The organism is Phocoenobacter uteri (assembly GCF_900454895.1).
Classification (GTDB): domain Bacteria; phylum Pseudomonadota; class Gammaproteobacteria; order Enterobacterales; family Pasteurellaceae; genus Phocoenobacter; species Phocoenobacter uteri.
In genome coordinates this window covers 594,476-610,231 of record NZ_UGTA01000001.1, presented here as the reverse complement: position 1 = coordinate 610,231, position 15,756 = coordinate 594,476, and the positions used below count along the sequence as shown (strand labels likewise).

General features: G+C 34.8%; 15 protein-coding genes. 6 read left to right on the top strand and 9 right to left on the bottom strand.

Annotation, left to right across the window (positions count from 1 at the left end; all coding sequences use genetic code 11):
- Positions 1-77: 77 nt before the first annotated feature.
- The 8 genes from DYE60_RS02620 to DYE60_RS02585 all read right to left on the bottom strand — a co-directional run bounded on the left by DYE60_RS02620 (position 78) and on the right by DYE60_RS02585 (position 8,989).
- Positions 78-920, bottom strand: a complete 843-nt coding sequence (locus DYE60_RS02620) for a S1 family peptidase (RefSeq protein ID WP_115315086.1) — start codon at positions 918-920, stop codon at positions 78-80.
- 254 nt (positions 921-1,174) lie between these two features.
- Entirely contained in the window at positions 1,175-1,516 is a 342-nt protein-coding gene (locus tag DYE60_RS02615; protein ID WP_115315085.1) for a DUF2853 family protein, read from the bottom strand.
- 99 nt (positions 1,517-1,615) lie between these two features.
- Positions 1,616-2,950 carry a chromosome partition protein MukF gene (mukF, locus tag DYE60_RS02610; RefSeq protein ID WP_115315084.1) on the bottom strand — a complete coding sequence of 445 codons (1,335 nt, stop codon included), beginning with the start codon at positions 2,948-2,950 and terminating at the stop codon, positions 1,616-1,618.
- Positions 2,951-3,127: 177 nt separating this feature from the next.
- Positions 3,128-4,771 carry a fructose-specific PTS transporter subunit EIIC gene (locus DYE60_RS02605; RefSeq protein ID WP_115315083.1) on the bottom strand — a complete coding sequence of 548 codons (1,644 nt, stop codon included), beginning with the start codon at positions 4,769-4,771 and terminating at the stop codon, positions 3,128-3,130.
- 29 nt (positions 4,772-4,800) lie between these two features.
- Positions 4,801-5,745, bottom strand: coding sequence for a 1-phosphofructokinase (gene fruK / locus DYE60_RS02600; protein WP_115315082.1), 945 nt, complete (start codon positions 5,743-5,745; stop codon positions 4,801-4,803).
- 1 nt (position 5,746) lies between these two features.
- On the bottom strand, positions 5,747-6,847 hold the full coding sequence (gene fruB / locus DYE60_RS02595) for a fused PTS fructose transporter subunit IIA/HPr protein (RefSeq protein WP_115315081.1): 1,101 nt from the start codon (positions 6,845-6,847) through the stop codon (positions 5,747-5,749).
- A 503-nt stretch (positions 6,848-7,350) separates the two neighbouring features.
- Positions 7,351-8,223, bottom strand: a complete 873-nt coding sequence (locus DYE60_RS02590) for a CPBP family intramembrane glutamic endopeptidase (protein ID WP_115315080.1) — start codon at positions 8,221-8,223, stop codon at positions 7,351-7,353.
- A gap of 10 nt (positions 8,224-8,233) precedes the next feature.
- The gene (locus DYE60_RS02585) at positions 8,234-8,989 is read right to left on the bottom strand and encodes a CPBP family intramembrane glutamic endopeptidase (RefSeq protein ID WP_172460350.1); all 756 of its coding nucleotides are present in this window, start codon (positions 8,987-8,989) and stop codon (positions 8,234-8,236) included.
- 239 nt (positions 8,990-9,228) lie between these two features.
- On the opposite strand from DYE60_RS02585, the gene DYE60_RS02580 reads away from it, so the two are divergent.
- The 4 genes from DYE60_RS02580 (at position 9,229) to DYE60_RS02565 (ending at position 12,785) form a co-directional block, all read left to right on the top strand.
- Positions 9,229-9,678 (top strand): MarR family winged helix-turn-helix transcriptional regulator, encoded by a 450-nt coding sequence (locus DYE60_RS02580; RefSeq protein WP_115315078.1) that lies wholly within the window; start codon positions 9,229-9,231, stop codon positions 9,676-9,678.
- Between the two features lie 15 nt (positions 9,679-9,693).
- Entirely contained in the window at positions 9,694-10,620 is a 927-nt protein-coding gene (locus tag DYE60_RS02575; protein WP_115315077.1) for an MBL fold metallo-hydrolase, read from the top strand.
- 18 nt (positions 10,621-10,638) lie between these two features.
- Positions 10,639-12,360, top strand: coding sequence for an amidohydrolase (locus DYE60_RS02570; protein ID WP_115315076.1), 1,722 nt, complete (start codon positions 10,639-10,641; stop codon positions 12,358-12,360).
- An 86-nt stretch (positions 12,361-12,446) separates the two neighbouring features.
- Positions 12,447-12,785 carry a potassium channel family protein gene (locus DYE60_RS02565; protein WP_115315075.1) on the top strand — a complete coding sequence of 113 codons (339 nt, stop codon included), beginning with the start codon at positions 12,447-12,449 and terminating at the stop codon, positions 12,783-12,785.
- A 72-nt stretch (positions 12,786-12,857) separates the two neighbouring features.
- On the opposite strand, the gene DYE60_RS02560 is transcribed toward DYE60_RS02565, so the two are convergent.
- Positions 12,858-13,313, bottom strand: a complete 456-nt coding sequence (locus DYE60_RS02560) for a VOC family protein (protein ID WP_115315074.1) — start codon at positions 13,311-13,313, stop codon at positions 12,858-12,860.
- A 94-nt stretch (positions 13,314-13,407) separates the two neighbouring features.
- Here DYE60_RS02560 and DYE60_RS02555 point away from each other — a divergent pair, with 94 nt between their 5' ends.
- Both DYE60_RS02555 and pntA read left to right on the top strand, forming a co-directional pair.
- Positions 13,408-13,707, top strand: coding sequence for a hypothetical protein (locus tag DYE60_RS02555; RefSeq protein ID WP_115315073.1), 300 nt, complete (start codon positions 13,408-13,410; stop codon positions 13,705-13,707).
- Positions 13,708-14,218: 511 nt separating this feature from the next.
- Positions 14,219-15,745: a Re/Si-specific NAD(P)(+) transhydrogenase subunit alpha gene (gene pntA / locus DYE60_RS02550; RefSeq protein WP_115315072.1), complete on the top strand. Its 1,527-nt coding sequence runs from the start codon at positions 14,219-14,221 to the stop codon at positions 15,743-15,745.
- The last annotated feature ends 11 nt before the right edge of the window (positions 15,746-15,756 follow it).

Genomic DNA, 15,756 nt, shown 5'->3' with positions numbered 1-15,756 from the left:
TCTCTTTACCTTAAAAAAATTATATATAAAAAAATATTTTTTACTCTTCTACATCAATACATTATAAAATTAAATCTTTAGATTTTTGTACGAATATATTCAAATACCGTTTCTTCTAACTCAAGAATTCTTTCTGACTTTATGATTAATCCTAAATTATTAGGAATTCTTGAAACTGCCATCGGTCTATTCAAAGTAGATGACATTTCAATATCTCCAGTTACTGTAAACTGTGGCCCAGCATATAATATACCTAACAAGATAATTCTACTTTTTCCCAAATAAAGAGAACCTGATCTATCTCTATAGCTATTTTCATTAACAATAAGAACTGGAGAACCACTAGATCCTGGAAAAGCAGCTATATCAATCATAATTTCTTTATTCCCATTATAATCAAGTACTGGATGTGTTGCTGTAGAACCTTTTCTCAAAATTGGTTTATTATTTATAAAATCCCATATACCATTAGGATATCCGATCATTAATACTTCTTCTAACGCTGTAAACTCCTTAAGCTGTTCTGTAGTTGGTAACAACTCTTTAGTTAAAGGAATAAAAAATAAATATTCTTGTTTATCTTTCAATTGATGTATTAGTGGAGCAATTAACATTGCACATAAATCAACATTTTCATCAGGATGTAAAATCCATTTTGATTCAAAACTACCAAGTTCTACAGTCAAGTGTTCCTCATCTAGTGGATTATTTTTCTCATCTGATTTTGTAATAGTAAAACGACCTTTTAAAGCATCTTTAATAACATGTCGATTTGTAATAAGAACAGGTATAAAACTTTCATCATCATTTTCTTGAAAGTTAAAAAAGAACCCAGTACCAGTACTTAGAGAACGATCTTTTAATTCACACTCTATTCTTACTGTTGAGTAAGTTAATTTCTCTGAAATAGATAAATTCATACATGCTCCTTAAATAAATATGAGTAGATAAAAATCTAGCTACTAATTTTAATCATTATTATTAACCTATATCTATACGCATTACTTTCCAGTATATAATACCAAAAACGCACTAAAATTTCGTGTTTTTTTGGTATTCTTTTTCAATTTGATCACAAAAACAGAAGCGGTCATATTTTTGCAAATTTTTACAAAAATATGACCGCTTCATAACGTATAAAAAGTAGCATTTAATATACTACTTTTTGGATAACCTACTTAAATAATGCTTCTTTTCCTAATTCAACAACCATTAAATAACATACTACTGCACGATATTTTCTTGGGTTTGATTTGCCAATAATTTCAAACGCTTTTTCAACGATTTGATCAACTTCAGCATCATCGGTTAAACCTAATTTTTTCTTAACAAAATTTTCTTTTAAGGTGGTTACTTCATCTTTGTCACTCATCGCTACAATTTCGCCATCCGCATTGTAGATTGAAGGCCCCATTGCTTTAATTACAGCTTTTAGCAATTCATCATCAGGTGTTACATTACATTTTTCAACTAATGTTTTGCTATATAACTCAAATTTTTCGTCTAATTTACTCATTTTGTTACCTCTTTTGATTATGGAATAAACGCTTTTTGAATATAGCATATTATTTATTATTTCGCAAAAACAGGGCATTCCCTGTTTCTACGTTATTTGCTAATTTTTATATTCGTCAATTATATTCGCTTGCACTTCTGCACCTTGATTATTGATGGCTTGCCATTGTGGATAGACTGCTTGTCTGTCTTCGCTTGCCATACCTAATTTAACAGCTTGATCCACGATAATTCGAGCCACATCAAAATGGCGGCTTTCAGGGTATTTAGCAAGTTGATCTCGTAAAATTTCACTTAAATCTAACCGCTTACCTTGCTCTCGATAAAGCATTAAATGAGCTTGCATTAGTTCAATAATTTGCTCTTGCACATCAGAAAGGGATTCATATTCTAATTCTGTCGGTAATTCGCCTACGGCATCCGCTTCATTAAAGGCGAGTTCGTCATCACGTAGATCGAGCATTGATTCTGCTTTGGCAAAATATAACATCCACGGATCGTCAAAATAGCCTTGAATAGATTTGCGTAAACGTTGCCCAAATACACGATTTTTATCCATATCAATCGCTGTTCGAATAAATTTATGCACGTGGCGATCGTAACCGATCCAAAGATCGATAGATTGCTGTCCCCAACTAATAATGCGGTCTAATTTATTTTGTAAATTGACAATCAAGCTATCCACAAAGTCTAAATCATCACGTCCGATTAAACAGCTTTGAATACGCAATAATTGGGATTGTAATTTATCCCCAGCGGCGTTTAAGGTATCTTGTAATTCTCGTAAGCTGACCGATGTTTCATCTAATAATTGCTCACAACTTGAAATCGCCTCGTGCCAATTTTGACTTAATAATTGTGCAATACGATCACGAATTTGTTGCTGATTTTCGTCCATTACACGCTGAGAAAGATCGATACTGTCAAAAATCTCCGCAACAGAATATTTTAAAGGAGCAAACACTTCACTACGCCAGAAACGTTCATCGCCGTCTTTTTCGGCTGCATTTGACGCTCGTTCAATTTCATTCGCTACAATAGAGAGCTGGATAGAAAGGCGTAAGGTTGAAAATTCTCTTTGACGCACATAATAATCGGCAATCCCAACACCTAAGGGCGTTAAACGATAAATAGACAAACCTTCGGTAAAATCGCTACTGAAACGGTTTAAAAAGCGTTGTTTAACTAAATCATTGATTGCATTATTGGCACGTTGTATCAGCGTGTTTTCTGCTTGTTCAAAACTGGTAGAGACATAACGAAATAAATCAACTAAATCACTTTCAAGCAATTCGCCATCAACAGATTGCTCATTACTATAAATGGAAATAGCCAAAAGGAAGGCTAATCGATCAGTGGATAAGGAAAGAGAAAATTCGCGTGATTTTGTCCAATCAATCAGTTCTGGAAGTGTCTGTGCCAATTCATTTTGCATAGGGTTATTCATTATTCTGTGTATTATAAAAAATGGCTGTTATTGTACAATAATGGTAATGAAAAGGGGAAATTTTTTGAAAAAAGTAACTTTTTATCAAGACTCGTAAAAATAAAGGTGCCTTTTAAGCACCTTTATTCCATTTTAAGTTAAATATTATTTAACTTAAAATTAAGATTATTCTGCTTTTTTAAGTAATGCGTAAGAAACACCTGTGATTGCACTACCTAACGCAATAATACCAATGTATAGTAATGGAGCTGATACAAATGGGATTACAAATAAACCACCGTGTGGTGCTTGAAGTTCGATAGATAACATCATTGATAACGCACCAGCCACTGCTCCACCTACGATTGATGTTCCGATTACACGGAATGGGTCAGCTGCCACAAATGGTAATGCACCTTCTGAAATAAAGCATAAACCTAATACGAATGATGCTTTACCTGCTTCTTTTTCGCTATTATCAAATTTTTTCGGTGCGATTAAAGTTGCGATAGTCATTGCAATTGGTGGAACCATACCTGCTGCCATTACTGCTGCGATTGGTGTATAAACCTGAGAAGTAATCATACCCACAGAGAAAGTATAAGCAGCTTTGTTTACAGGACCGCCCATATCAACACACATCATTCCACCAAGAATAGCACCTAATAAAATCGCATTTGTGCCACTCATTGTGGTTAACCACGCTTTTAACGATTCCATAATGCCTGCAACAGGTGGGTTAATTAAGTACACCATAATTAAACCAACGATTGCTGTACCAAGTAGAGGTAAAATCAAGATTGGTTTTAACGCACTCATACTTGCTGGTAAGTTGATATTATCATTTAAGAATTTCACAATATAACCAGCAAGGAAACCAGCGATAATACCACCTAAAATCCCAGCTCCCGCTGTAGTTGCTAACATACCGCCAACTAAACCAACAGCAAGTCCTGGACGGTCTGCAATAGAAAATGCAACATAACCTGCAAATACCGCGATCATTAAGTGGAATGCTGCACCACCACCGATATCCATTAACGCTTTCGGTAAGCCGTAAGCGATATTCGGATCTTTAAAGGCTTCAATACCAAACATAAATGAAATAGCGATCAATAAACCACCTGCAACAACCACAGGTAACATATGTGATACCCCTGTCATTAAGTGTTTATATGCACCTTTACGTTCTTTTTTCTGGAAGCGATTTGAAACTTCTGCTTTACCTTCATAAATGGTTGCTTCTTTAAATGCTTTATCAAATTCTTCTGCAGTTTTTTTCAATGCTGCACCAGTTGAAGTGCGGTACATTGGTTTACCTTTAAATTGCGATAAATCCACATCAATATCAGCAGCAACAAACACAAGATCCGCCGCAGCAATTTCTTCTGCAGTAATGGCATTGCCTGTACCTACTTGACCACGAGTTTCAACTTTGATGTTCCATCCTTGTGATTTACCATATTTTTCTACTGCCTCAGCAGACATAAAGGTATGTGCTACCCCTGTTGGGCAAGCTGTTACTGCAACAATATTTTTAACCACATTTGTTGATGTCGTTGTGGTCGCTTTTGCAAAAACTTGTGAAGAATTAACCGCTTGTGCAATCGCTTGTTCAGGCTGATTAAACGCTTCATCTAAATTTAAGATACAACCTTGTTTACCTGCGGCTTCAGCTGGCACTTGGTCATTAAATAATACAACACGCTCTGCCTCTGCTGCCGACACAACGCTATGTCCTTGCTGTTGTGCTGTGGTAGAAAGCACTTTTTCTACTAAAAAAGCACGAGACTTTCCTAGATCACTTGGTAAGATAAATGATAATTTCATTTTGAAGTCCTTGTTTTAATAATAAATTGTTATAATTGAGATATTTTTACTTGTTGTAAAATCGTTTCTAATTGTGCTTTATCGCTTACACCCACATTGCTTTGAGATACTGCCAACGCAGAGGTTGCACTCGCAAAAGCTAACGTATGTGCTTGTTCAAATCCTTTCGTTAATCCGTAAATCAATCCTGCAACCATTGAGTCGCCAGCCCCAACGGTACTCACCACATTTTCACAGCGTGGTGGCTGAGCTTGCAAAATAGCGTCTTTGCTTAGCCAAATTGAACCTTCAGCCCCCATTGAGATAATCACATTCTCAATATCTTGGGCTTGTAATTCTTTGGCTGCGTCAATAATTTCATCAATGCTGTTCAATTTACGTCCGATCCACGTTTCTAATTCTCTGTGATTTGGTTTAACCAACCAAGGGCTTGCTTTTAACCCTGCTGTTAAAGCCGCATTACTGCTGTCTAACACCACTTTTAAGCCTTGATTTTTCAATGATTTTAACCAATCAGCAAACTGCTCGGCACTAATTCCTCGTGGTAGCGAACCACAAACGGCAACAAGATCAAATTGTGTATGCCATTGTTGAGAATGATCCACAAAAGTCTGCCAATCTTGTTCAGACACATTGAAACCGAGAAAATTAAGATCTGTGACATCGTTTTCTGTTTCTGTGATTTTAACGTTAATTCTCGTTTTGCCATCAATACGTTGGAATTGATCATCAAGTTTATTTTGCTCAAAAAGTTGCACAAAATCCCCTTGATTATCTTTTCCAAGAAAACCAGATACGCTTAAATCCACATCTAAATCCGCTAATACTTTGGCAACATTGATTCCTTTACCCGCTGGATAAAGTCCTAATGTTTCCACCGTATTTACTTCACCAATCTCAATACGTGGCACTCGTCCAACAAGATCAAAAGCAGGATTCAGCGTAACCGTTAAAATACGCAATGCTTGCGACATCTTATTCCCCTAATTTAGATTGAATAGCAAGACCGATACCGTCTAATGCTTTTTGAGCTTCATTACCTGTGGCAACAAAACGTAATTTATGCCCTTTTTGAACACCTAAACTCACCACTTTCATCAAGCTTTTTGCTTTCACAAGCGGGGTATCTCTATCTAAATTTTGTACCAAAATTTCGGCATCATATTTTTTCACTTCATTCACTAACACTGCACTTGGACGAGCGTGTAAACCGTGTTCATTTAACACTTCAAATGTTGCTTCAAGCCCTTCTGCTACACCAGCTTCTTCTACAACCGATTTCTGTTCAACAAATAATGCCACAACATCAGCCACCGAACCTGAAACTAAGGTTTGTTGAACCTCTTTATTTAATAATTTTTCTAACTGAGCATTCATCGTTTCATCAGCATTTGCAATAGTAACAACGGTTTGACCCGCTGTTGCACGAGCAACTGCGATACCATTCGCTTGATTACCTGATTTTGCATCATTGATGAATAAATTATCTGCTAGTTTCAACAGCGTGCTTTCTAAAAGTTCACCCACAAATGCCTGCTCTACATAGCCTTGTTGTTGTAATTTTTCAGCATTTAAGGCAGACAATGTCAATAAACTTGCTGTTTCTGTATTTAAAGAGATTAAACTTTCCGCAGTAACAGGTAATTGCTTTTTACCGCTTAAAATTGCAATAAACTCTTCAATATCCTGTGTTTTTGCCAACTGTTCTGTTGCTTTATCATCGCCTAAAATCGCAGTAAGCTGGCGTAATAATGTTAAATGCTCATCAGATTTTGCAGCAATCCCAATAACCACATAAGCAATGTTGCCCTCACCCCAATCGACACCTTTTGGAAATTGACAAACTTGAACGCCTGTATTTTCAACTAAATGGCGTGTGTTTAATGTTCCGTGTGGAATCGCAATACCATTACCTAAGTAAGTTGAAGTTTGAGTTTCACGAGCAAGCATTCCTGCTTCATAATCTGCTTTTACATTCCCATTTTGCGTTAAACCTAATGCTACAAGGCGAATTGCATCCGCCTTATTATCTACGGCTGCATTAAGCTGAACATTCTTATTTGACAGTGCTAACATTTAGACCTCTTTAAAAATTAACTAAAAAATAACTGAGCGGAATTATAATTTAAAATTAAAATAAAAAATTCTATGTGATTGCAAAAGTGTGACTTAGATCACAATTTTATTGTTAAAAAAATCACAAGTACTCAAAAACAAAAAAGAATGCGTCTTAAAAATAATCAAAAAACTAAAAATTTGTAAATTTTTAAATAAAAATGACCGCTTAATTTTTATCAAAAATGGACTTTTATGGATAATTTTGAAGAAAATATATACGACAGAGGGAATAGGATAGTATGCTAATGAAAATTCAGATGCGTTTTTATTATCTTTTTGAAACATTTAAGCTTTGTCAGGCTTATTACAAAATCAAATTAGATAATACATTAAGATCAAAAAGATGAAAAAAGAAGATAAAAAAGAAGGAAAAAATACAAAGATTCTTCAAACTAATATAAGCGGTCAAATTTTTATCACAATTTGCAAAAAAGCTCAAAATCAGACCGCTTCTACTTTATTTATAATTTTACTTGTTTAGAAGGCAAAATGATTAAAGTAGTAATCAAAATAAGCCCAACCACCGTTGTCACAATTCCCCCTTCAAAACCAAATGAGCCCCCTGAAATAAAATCATTTCCAGACAGAGGCAAGGAGCGGAAAATTGTTTCATCAATTGGATTACCTGACACCAAAGAACCATAAATAAAGCCTTGTGAATAATTCCATATTCCATGAGCAAAACCAACAAGCCACAAACTTCCCGATTTGTAATAAATCAATGAAAAAACAACACTCGCAATCATTAAGTTAATCACTGGCATTAGGGTCATTCCTGGATTTAATACATGTAATCCTGTAAATAAGATACTTGTCATTACAATAGACCATTTAATGCCCATCGCTTTTGAAAAATGCGTCATTAGATAACTTCTATAAACCAATTCTTCATAAGTACCTTGAAAAGCAAAAAAGACTAAACCGAGCAATAATGTTTTCAAATATTGAGGTTGAAAATGATATTCTGTGGTTACTCCACCAAGCATATTGATAACAAATGCCACAATACTAATAGCGAGAAACCCACACACTATACCTATTACAATTTTTGAAAATGCACCAGTTGTTTTTAACCCTAAATCCGTAAGACTAACTTTACTTACCTTTGTAAAAATAAAGAGTGTGAATAATACGGTTAAAATCATTTCTGAAGTTGAATAAACAGAAATTAAACTTGTTCCCGAAGGTGAAAAGATAAGCATCATTGATGCCCCAATGAACAATGGTGCAAAAATCACCATTATAAGAGATAAAATCAACGGGATAATAATCAGTCTGTTTTGTGAGCTAAATGGAATTCCCGCTTCCCTTTTTTTGAAAATAATATTCGACATTCTAGTCTCCTTATTTAATAAATGATTTGTTATTAAAAATCAGCAGAGGCAGCATAATAATGACAAATAGAATTTCAAATGCCACAAAATAAAGACTCGTTTGTTTTCCCACGCCGAGCAAACCACCAGCAATCAGAAAAAAATCCCAAAGCCAGTGAAAAATCATAAGAGGTATAATGCTTACAGCCTTGATTCGTAATAGAGCAAAAAACAATCCTGCAATAAATGTCATTAGCAGTTGAATAACCATTGCTGAAAATGTAAGTCCGCCTAAAATGTTCATTGAATGTAATAGAGAAAAAATAATCGCACTTGTAAAAACACCTGCAATAAGTCGATTTTGTTTAATAAATGCCCCTAGAATAATCCCTCTATACAATAATTCTTCTGAGAATCCTACTAAAAATGTAGTAAAACCAATCAGGGCAAATAAAGACCATTTCTCCGAACTAATATCGTGATTCATCACAAATTCAACAATATCAAATCCCATCAGTAGGATCACGATGAACATTGGCACTAACCACAATAACTGCTTTGTATTGAGTGCCGTAAAACCAAGATCCTTCCAAGAAAAAAATCGAATCGCTGCACCAATAACCAAAGCCGTCATAATGATTTCAAATCCCCACAATGTTTCCACCATTTTAGGATCTTCATAACTTATTCCATTGATATAGAATGAAGTGTACATACCCACACCAATCAACACGGTGTAAGTTAACGCAGTTATATAACCCACTTTTTGAAGTGATATATTTTTCATCATATTCCCTTATATTTTTGTTTATGATTTAAACGAAAAAAGAAGTGTGCGATGCTAACAGAATAAAATCTTTTTGCAAATTTTGAATGAAATGCGATCGATTATATTTTATTCAAAAATACTTCCCTAAAAATATCTTTTTTAATTTGATGGTATTCTCACACATTATCTCCGTTTGACATAGTCTCATTTCGTACTATAATGGTACAAAATAGGACTCTTAATTAAATAGGAATACAATGAACTACCGCAAACAAATGGATAAAATTGGCATTCATCTTGGCAAAATTACCAAACTCTATTACGAATGTGCAAAATCACAGGGGTTGACTTATAACACAACGATGGTACTGGGTGCATTACGACATTATCAAGTTTGTACACAAAAACAAATTGTTGAAGAATGGGGATTACCGAAACAAAGCGTAAATACCATTATTAAAAAACTCTTTGATGATCAATATGTTGAGTTTTCACAAGGTCGAAATAACAAAGAGAAATTGGTTTCTTTTACTAAGAAAGGCAAAATTTTTGCGGATAATACACTGCAACCTATTTTAGCAATGGAAGAGCAAGTTTTACAACACATTGGCGAAGAAGAATGCCAACAGCTTGAAAAGACTATATCAAAATTTGCTTATTTTTTTGAAAAAGAATTTCTTGCCTATCAACAAAATCAATCTATTTAATTCAATTGAGAGCTTATGGTGAAATTCACAAAATGTAAAAAAATCATACTGGTTTTGATTAGTCTAATACTGATTACTTTTAGTGTTGCCAAAATATATCAAAAAGAGATCGTTGCTTATGTGACAAGTGGCAGTTTTGGGCTGCACGACAAAGATAAACTGACCTTACCAAAAGGAGTAAGTTGGTTTGATGATTATTATAGTGTGCAATATATTAACAAAAATACCCTTGCGATTGGTGAGCCAAGATATTGGCAGCAAAATATTAACTATCTTATTTTAGGTAAAAACAAAGCTGTTCTTTTTGATACAGGTGTGGGTAATGAAGATATTTTGCGTGTAGTAAAATCGATTACTGACTTACCATTGATCATTATTCCGAGCCATTTACATTTTGATCATATCGGAAATTTTGATAAATATAAAAACTTAGATATAAGACTTGCCAAAATTCAAGTAGAGAATGAGGAGGTTGTGAATAACACCTTAACCCCTACTGATGATGATTTCTTAGGCTGGGTAGAAGGAAGAGATACCCCAAAAATCACTTATAGTGCTTTATTGACTGATAATGAAGTATTAGAGTTAGGCGATCGCTCCCTTACCGTAGTAAATACAACAGGACATACTAGCAACTCTATTAGTTTATTCGATAAAGAAAACAACATCGTTTTTACAGGTGATTTTTTCTATAAAGGAACATTACTTGCGTCTGAACAAATGCCAACATCTAGTCTGAGTGCCTATCAACAATCACTGAGCAAGTTACAAGCGATGACGAATGAAAATACGCTATTTTATGGTGGACATACAACCCAATGGAGAACACCTGAATTAACCGCAAAAGACTTAAATGCATTGACTTCATTTTTACAAGGTAAAACAAACAATAAACCACCGAAAGAGAAGGTCATAAACGATAATATCACCATATCATTTTAAAACTATGAGGTAAAAACAATGAAAAAATCCCTATTAACCCTATTAGTTGCAAGTGTTGCAACACAAATGGCATTCGCTGTCGATCCCGCCGATATGGTCTTCAAAAACGGCGATATTGTCACTGAAAACGCTAAACAACCACAGGCTGAGGCAATGGCGATTGATAATGGTAAAATTGTTTTTGTTGGAAGCAATGACGAAGCGGTCAAATTTATTGGTAAAAATACCAAAATCGATGATTTACAAGGAAAATTTGTTATTCCTTCATTTATTGATAGCCACGCTCACCCGGGGATGGTTGCGGTGACATCAAGTAATGGCGAATTAGCAAAATATCAACTCCCTGATACCTCAAAAGAAGACACCTACGCTTATTTACGCCAAATTGCCAAAGAAAACCCAAACTTACCTTTCTTAATGGTGGGAACTTGGTCAAATCCACTATGGGGCGTAGAAGGTCCTGATAGAAAAGAAATTGATGATATTTTTCCAAATACTGTCGTAATTTTACTTGATAGCAGTGGGCATAGTTACTGGTTAAATACCGCTGCATTTAATGCTTTTGGTATTGATGAAAATACCCCTGATTTAAAAGAAAATTTATCCTTTTTTGTGAAAGATAAAAACGGACGTAAAACAGGCTGGGTAAAAGAATTTGTATTAATGCCTTATTTAACGACGGTTATGCCACAAATTGATCCCGCGCTACTCGCTCCAGCGATTGAAAATTACCTTAATTTCTTAGCTAAAAAAGGGGTATCATCAATAATGGACGCGGGTAATTTTAATAATGAATTAACGATTATCAAAGCTATTCAGTTACTTGATAAAACAGGAAAATTACCAGTTCGTTATGATGCAAGTCACCATTTATATATGCCTGATCAATTAAAAGATGCGGTTAAAACTGTTCTTGATTACAGAAAGCAATATAGTAGTGATTTATTGACGTTTAACACCATTAAAATTCATTTTGACGGTGTAAATGAAATCAATACGGGGGCTTTATTAGAAGATTTTGCCAACGAAAAAGGCAATAAAGGGGGTATGCTTTATAGCGAAGACGAGTTAAAAAACTTATTATTAGAAATGGCTCCACATAAAATGAATTTGCATTTGCATTCTGTAGGTGATCGTGCAGTAAGAACCGCATTAAACGCTTATGAAAAAGCCCAAAAAGAATACGGTAAAAAACTACCTGTTGAGATGACTTTATCACATATGGAAGTTGTAAATCCTGATGATATGAAACGTTTTAAGGAATTAGGTGTACACGCAAACTTCACACCACATTGGTTCGGTGGCACAACCTTTAAAGGTTCTGATGTTGCTTTAGGTCCAGAGCGTTATTCACACAACCAGCCTGCAGGTTCGGTATTAAAAGCAGGAGCAAGCGTTGGTTTTTCTAGTGATGTCGTTTCTAAACCGCAAGAATACCGAGCTAATCCATTTATGGGTATTCAAATGGGTGCAACTCGTCAAGAACCTGAACTTGGTAAAGATACCCCTGTTTTTGGTCAAGCCGATGATAGAATCAGCGTTGCTGATATGATTAAGGGTTACACCATCAACAACGCCAAAGCGATGAATATTGCGGATAAAACGGGGTCACTTGAAGTGGGAAAATCTGCTGATTTTATGGTGTTGCCGTCTAATTTAATGAAAATGGACGTATATAAGATTAAAGATGTGAAACCGACAGCAGTTTATTTTCAGGGCAAAGCGGTTAAATTACATTAAATAGTTTCTGTATAGGCGCTATATTTTAGTGCCTATTTTCTCAATGCTAATAACAGTATTTGTTATACATAAAGAGTAAGATAGTCATGATTTTATTATTCAAAATACTTTTCCAGGGATTTAAAACGGATAAAGAATTTCAATTTCTCTTCGTTTTTATTATTCTATTGCTTATTGGTGCGAATATTTTTTATACGACAATAGAAGGCTGGTCAATTATTGATGCGTTATATTTTTCAGTGATGACAATGGCAACTATTGGATATGGCGATCTTACTCCAACCACAGATGTTAGTAAGATTTTCACCATTATTTACGCCTTTATTTCTATCGGTACTTTTGTTGCATTTACAGCAAAATATGTGCAAATAATGCTGATGAACCATCAATCTAGACAAAAACTTTTTTCAAAAAATCAGCCATAAATAGAATGATGAAGCGGTCATATTTTTACTAACATTTGCAAATTTTTCATAAAATATGACCGCTTTATTACACTACTCGACTTCTTGTAATAATTCTAAAATGATCCCATCAGGATCTTTAAAATATACTGCTTTACTTTTTCCAAACCCATCCGCTGAAAAATCAAAAAATTGCGGTTCAGATAAAAATTCAACATTCTGGGCTTTTAATCGCTGATAGCTTTGTTCAATATCCTCAACCGCAAAGCAAACTTCGGAAATACTGGTTTTGGTGAGAGTTGCTCTGTCGATTTTACAGCTCGGAGAAACAAATTGAAGTAACTCAATCGGCGGTGCATTTAATTCATCACTGCCATTCAAATATGCCACTTTTACCACACAATTTTGCTGATTAAACAGCAAGTCTGTTTCTTTGCCTTGCATTGTCATTGAACCAAGATATTTTAAGCCTAAAACGTCACGGTAAAATGCCACTGATTTTTCAAGATCGCTCACTGTAATACCAATATGAATCACACTTTTAATCATTTTTTGTCCTTTATTCTTAAAAGATAGTCAAAATTACTGCTATAAATTATACTATTCATTATTGCATAAAAGTGATCATATAAGGGGAATAAAAATGAAAAAGAATGATTATGTGCTTATCAATAGTATAACTAGCGTGCTTATTTTATTTCCTTATCCTTATATTTTATTTGGAGCAGTAATGATATTAGCCTCACCAACTAAGCAAGATATTTATTCTCAATGTGCTTATTTACTATGCTACTTTGTACTTTTATATCCCATTTCTTGTATTATTGGTTGGATAGGTACTTTTATCAATAACAAAAAACTCAGTTTAGTACCTTTATATCATATAGCTATTTTTGCTATCTGCTTAACTTCAATTTTGGTTTTAGAAAGAATAATGCAATGACGATATCCAAATGTAGAATAAATTTATTAAATAAAAATTAAGAGGTCAGATAACGATCAAAATTTGCAAGTTTTTTACAGAATAATACCATTCCATACTTCGATATTTAAAGTATTAGATAAATAAGGAAATCCTACAATCTACTGTAAAAAATAGCGAATCTAATCAATCCATTATAGAATATATCAACTCAAATAGTACCTTACATTATCTTTTACCATAATTAATCATTTTTTGTCCTTTAATTGTTAATTTTTCAACTGAGCGTAACACAGTTAATTGAGAAAATACAAATATAAGCGGTCATGTTTTTTAACAATTTTGCAAAGTTTTATTACATCATTTGACACATTTGTTCTATTTTTAGAACCTATCAATTTAATTATCATTTTCTTTTATAAAATCTTACACTTTCACTTCAAAAAATGGTAAATTTATACCGTTTTTCTAAAACATTTAGAATGGTTGATCACTCATCATTTTTTTATTATTTATATCATAAGGAGTCTTTATGCTTATTGGTGTACCAAAGGAGCTGTTGGCCGGTGAAAATCGTGTTGCAGCAACCCCTAAAACAGTTGGGCAGATCCTTAAACTCGGCTTTGATGTTATCGTAGAACACGATGCAGGTTTTAAAGCGAGTTTTGAAGATAAAGCATTTGTGGAAGCAGGTGCGTCTGTCGGCGATCAAAAAACAGTATGGAATGCAGATATTATTTTTAAAGTAAATGCACCTACTGACGAGGAAATTGAGCTGATGAAAGAAGGAGCAACCCTTGTTAGCTTTATTTGGCCAGCTCAAAATGAAGCGTTAATGCAAAAATTATCTGCGAAGAAAATCAATGTATTAGCAATGGATAGCGTGCCTCGTATTTCTCGTGCCCAAGCATTAGATGCGTTAAGCTCAATGGCAAACATTGCAGGTTATCGTGCGGTGGTTGAAGCAGCTCACGAATTTGGTAGCTTGTTCACTGGTCAAATTACGGCTGCGGGTAAAGTACCACCTGCGAAAGTATTGGTTATCGGTGCTGGTGTTGCAGGTCTTGCAGCCATTGGTGCAGCAAGTAGCTTAGGGGCAATTGTTCGTGCTTTTGATGCTCGTCCTGAAACGAAAGAGCAAGTTGAAAGTATGGGCGCATCATTCCTTGAAGTGGATGTAGAAACCGAAGTAAGTACCGATGGTTATGCAAAAGAAATGTCTGAAGAATTTAACAGAAAATCTTTGGAGCTTTATGCTGAACAAGCAAAAGAAGTTGATATTATTATCACAACAGCGTTAATTCCAGGTCGCCCTGCTCCTCGCTTAATCACCAAAGAAATGGTTGATTCAATGAAACCAGGTTCTGTGATCGTCGATTTAGCGGCAGCAACAGGCGGTAACTGTGAATATTCAAAAGTTGATGAAGTAGTAATTACTGACAATCAAGTAAAAGTGATTGGTTACACTGATTTACCGGGACGTTTACCAACACAATCATCGCAACTTTACGGTACAAACTTAGTTAATTTATTAAAACTACTTTGTAAAGAAAAAGACGGCAACATCAACATTGATTTTGAAGATGTGGTTCAACGTGGTATGACGGTTATCCGTGAGGGTGAAATCACGTGGCCTGCTCCACCAATCAAAGTGTCTGCTCAACAACAACCAAAAGTAAAAGAGCCTGTTGCGAAAAAAGAAGAAAAACCAGCAGATCCTCGTAAAAAATACGGTGCAATGGCAATCGCAGCCCTTGCATTCTTAGGTTTAGCCTCTGTTGCACCACAAGAATTTTTATCACACTTCTCTGTGTTCGTGTTAGCTTGTGTTGTGGGCTACTATGTGGTTTGGAACGTTAGCCACGCATTGCATACTCCGTTAATGGCGGTAACCAATGCAATTTCAGGTATCATCATTGTGGGTGCATTATTGCAGATCGCACAAGGTGGTGTATTTATTAGTATCGTTGCATTTATTGCAATTTTAGTCGCAAGTATCAATATTTTTGGTGGCTTCAAAGTTACCCAACGTATGCTTGCAATGTTCAGAAAAGGTTAAGGAGAAAACGA